The organism is Pseudomonas sp. GZD-209 (assembly GCF_049310485.1).
GTDB lineage: Bacteria > Pseudomonadota > Gammaproteobacteria > Pseudomonadales > Pseudomonadaceae > Aquipseudomonas > Aquipseudomonas sichuanensis.
Genome location: NZ_JBMOWQ010000113.1, coordinates 1 through 2,635 on the forward strand (window position 1 = coordinate 1; position 2,635 = coordinate 2,635).

General features: G+C 66.9%; 3 protein-coding genes. 1 reads left to right on the forward strand and 2 read right to left on the reverse strand.

Features of this window, described 5'->3' with window-relative positions:
- Positions 1-70: 70 nt before the first annotated feature.
- Positions 71-1,066 carry an alpha/beta fold hydrolase gene (locus ACO6VM_RS14290; protein WP_125857621.1) on the reverse strand — a complete coding sequence of 332 codons (996 nt, stop codon included), beginning with the start codon at positions 1,064-1,066 and terminating at the stop codon, positions 71-73.
- A 196-nt stretch (positions 1,067-1,262) separates the two neighbouring features.
- Between ACO6VM_RS14290 and metR the strand changes: the two genes are divergently transcribed.
- On the forward strand, positions 1,263-2,180 hold the full coding sequence (metR, locus tag ACO6VM_RS14295; RefSeq protein ID WP_125857620.1) for a transcriptional regulator MetR: 918 nt from the start codon (positions 1,263-1,265) through the stop codon (positions 2,178-2,180).
- On the opposite strand, the gene ACO6VM_RS14300 is transcribed toward metR, so the two are convergent.
- A complete protein-coding gene (locus ACO6VM_RS14300; protein WP_401058828.1) occupies positions 2,164-2,577 on the reverse strand; it encodes an NUDIX hydrolase in 414 nt (137 codons plus the stop codon). The two genes, metR and ACO6VM_RS14300, sit on opposite strands and share 17 nt — an antisense overlap.
- Positions 2,578-2,635 lie beyond the last annotated feature (58 nt).

The following is a 2,635-nucleotide window of genomic DNA, read 5'->3' on the forward strand; positions in this document are numbered from 1 at the left end:
GAGCCCGCTCCCACGCAGTGGCCCTGTGGACAATGCACTGCGTGGGAGCGGGCTTGCCCCGCGATAGGTTCTAAAGCCCGGCGATATGCGTCACATCCTGCCGGTGCGACTGCAGGTAAGGCAGCACCGCCCCCAGCAGCGGCTGCTTGAACGGCTCCTGGAAGCGATGCGCCAACCCCGGTATCAAGCGCAACTCACTGCCCTGGATATGCGCCGCCAGGTGCACCCCATGCATCACCGGCAGCAACGGATCGGCGGTGCCATGCACCACCAGCGTCGGCACCCGCAGTTGATTCAATAACTCGACCCGGCTCGGCTCGGCGAGAATCGCCATGATCTGGCGCTTCACGCCCTCGGGGTTGAACGCCCGGTCATAGGCCTGCGCCGCCTGCTGGAGCAACACCGCGCGATCATCCTTCACCTGCGGGCTGCCCAAGGCCGCCAGCAGGTCAGCCTGCTGCTCGATCGCCACCGCCCGATTCGGTGCATTGCGCCGCGCCAGCAGCTGCACCAGCGCCGGATTCGGTGCCGGCAACCCGGCCGCGCCCGAGCTGGACATCACCAGCGTCAGGCTGCGCACCCGCTCCGGCGCCATGGCCGCAATGTGCTGGGCGATCATCCCGCCCATGCTCACCCCCAGCACATGGAACTGGCGGATCTGCAGCGCGTCCATCAGGTGCAGGCCGTCACCGGCCATGTCGGTCAGGCTGTAGGGCGCCGATACCGGCAGGCCCAGTTTGTAGCGCAGCACTTCGAGGGTGAGGTTGGCCGAGCCCGGCAGCTGGTTCCAGCGCGACAGGCCGACATCGCGGTTGTCGTAGCGGATCACCCGAAAGCCCTGGCGGCACAGCGCCTCGACCACGTCGTCCGGCCAGTGGATCAACTGCCCACCCAGGCCCATGACCAGCAATAACGCCGGATCCCGCGGCGCGCCGACGCTCTGGTAGACCAGGCTCAGTTCACCCAGCTCGGCACGTTGCACCGGCACCTGTGGGTTGCAGCGGTCGTCGGCGAAGCTCGCCGAAGCGCTAATCAGCAGAAGGAAGAAAAGTAAAAAAGCCCGCATGAAAAAAACACCAGAATGCAGATCCCCAGTAGAGCGCGAGTCTGATGAAATCCATTCGCTCGCGCTGCCACAAAACCGTGACAGTTTCATGAACCTTGCCGAGCGGTCATTGCCAAGCGGCGGTCGACAGGCCAGGGCAACATGAGGGAAACTCAACGCCATCCCGTTTTCCTCAAAGATTGTTCACGGAGCCCTTGTGCTGGAAATCCGTCACCTGAAAACCCTTCATGCCCTGCGCGAGGCCGACAGCCTGGTGGAGGCCGCCGAGCGCCTGCACCTGACGCAATCGGCGCTGTCGCACCAGTTCAAGGAGCTGGAGGAACGCCTGGGCCTGCCGCTGTTCGTGCGCAAGACCAAGCCGATCCGCTTCACCAGCGCCGGCCTGCGCCTGCTGCAACTGGCCGACGCCACCCTGCCGCTGCTGCGTGGCGCCGAGCGCGATATTGCCCGGCTGGCCGGCGGCACCGCCGGGCGCCTGCACATGGCCATCGAGTGCCATAGCTGCTTCCAATGGCTGATGCCGACCATCGACCAGTTCCGCGACGCCTGGCCGGAAGTGGAGCTGGACCTGGCCTCGGGCTTCGCCTTCGCCCCCTTGCCGGCCCTGGCCCGCGGCGACCTCGACCTGGTGGTGACCTCCGACCCGCTCGACCTGGCCGGCATCACCTATGTGCCGCTGTTCACCTACGAAGCCATGCTCGCCGTGGCCAACCAGCACCCGCTGGCCAGCAAGCCCTACATCGTGCCCCAGGACCTGCTCGACCAGACCCTGATCACCTACCCGGTGGAGCGCGACCGCCTGGACATCTTCACCCGCTTCCTCGAGCCGGCCGACATGGAACCGGCCGCGGTGCGCACCTCGGAGCTGACGGTCATGATGATGCAGCTGGTGGCCAGCGGCCGTGGTGTATGCGGCATGCCGCACTGGGCGCTGCACGAATACAGCGCGCGCGGTTACGTGAAGGGCAAGCGCCTGGGTGAAAAAGGCCTGTTCGCCACGCTGTACGCGGCGGTGCGCACCGACATGCTCGATGCGCCGTACATGCGCGACTTCCTGCTGACCGCCAAGGACACCTCGTTCGCCACCCTCGACGGGGTCAGCGCGGTGCGTTGAGGCCTTGGCGCCACAGCGGCAGGATCAGGTCGCGGGTCAGCGGCGCCAGGTTCAGGCCTGGCGTGTCGCTGGCGGCCAGCCACAGCACTTCTTCGATTTCCGCCGCCGGGGTCACGGCCTCGGCGCTGTCGACACGGAACAGCTCGGCCTTGACCACGAAGCCTGGCTCATTGGCGGCCGGGGCGCTGAAACTGCCCAGGTGCGTGGCCTGTGCCGGGTCGATGCGCAGCCCCAGCTCTTCGTGAAGTTCACGCGCCAGCGCCTGGGCCGCTGACTCCCCCGCATCGATCTTGCCGCCCGGCTGCATGAAGGCCAGGGTGCCGCGCTTGCGCACCAGCAGCGTACGGCCTTGCGGGTCGATCAACAGGGCGGCGGCGATGTGGATGGTGTTGGGCATGGGGCGGCTCGCGGAGGGTCGGGAGACGCAGGATACCTGTTCCGGCCCTATCGGGGGG

Excerpts from the sequence above, each read along its gene's own strand:
- ACO6VM_RS14290 (WP_125857621.1), bottom strand. The coding sequence starts at position 1,066 with ATGCGGGCTTTTTTACTTTTCTTCCTTCTGCTGATTAGCGCTTCGGCG.
- ACO6VM_RS14300 (WP_401058828.1), bottom strand. The coding sequence starts at position 2,577 with ATGCCCAACACCATCCACATCGCCGCCGCCCTGTTGATCGACCCGCAA.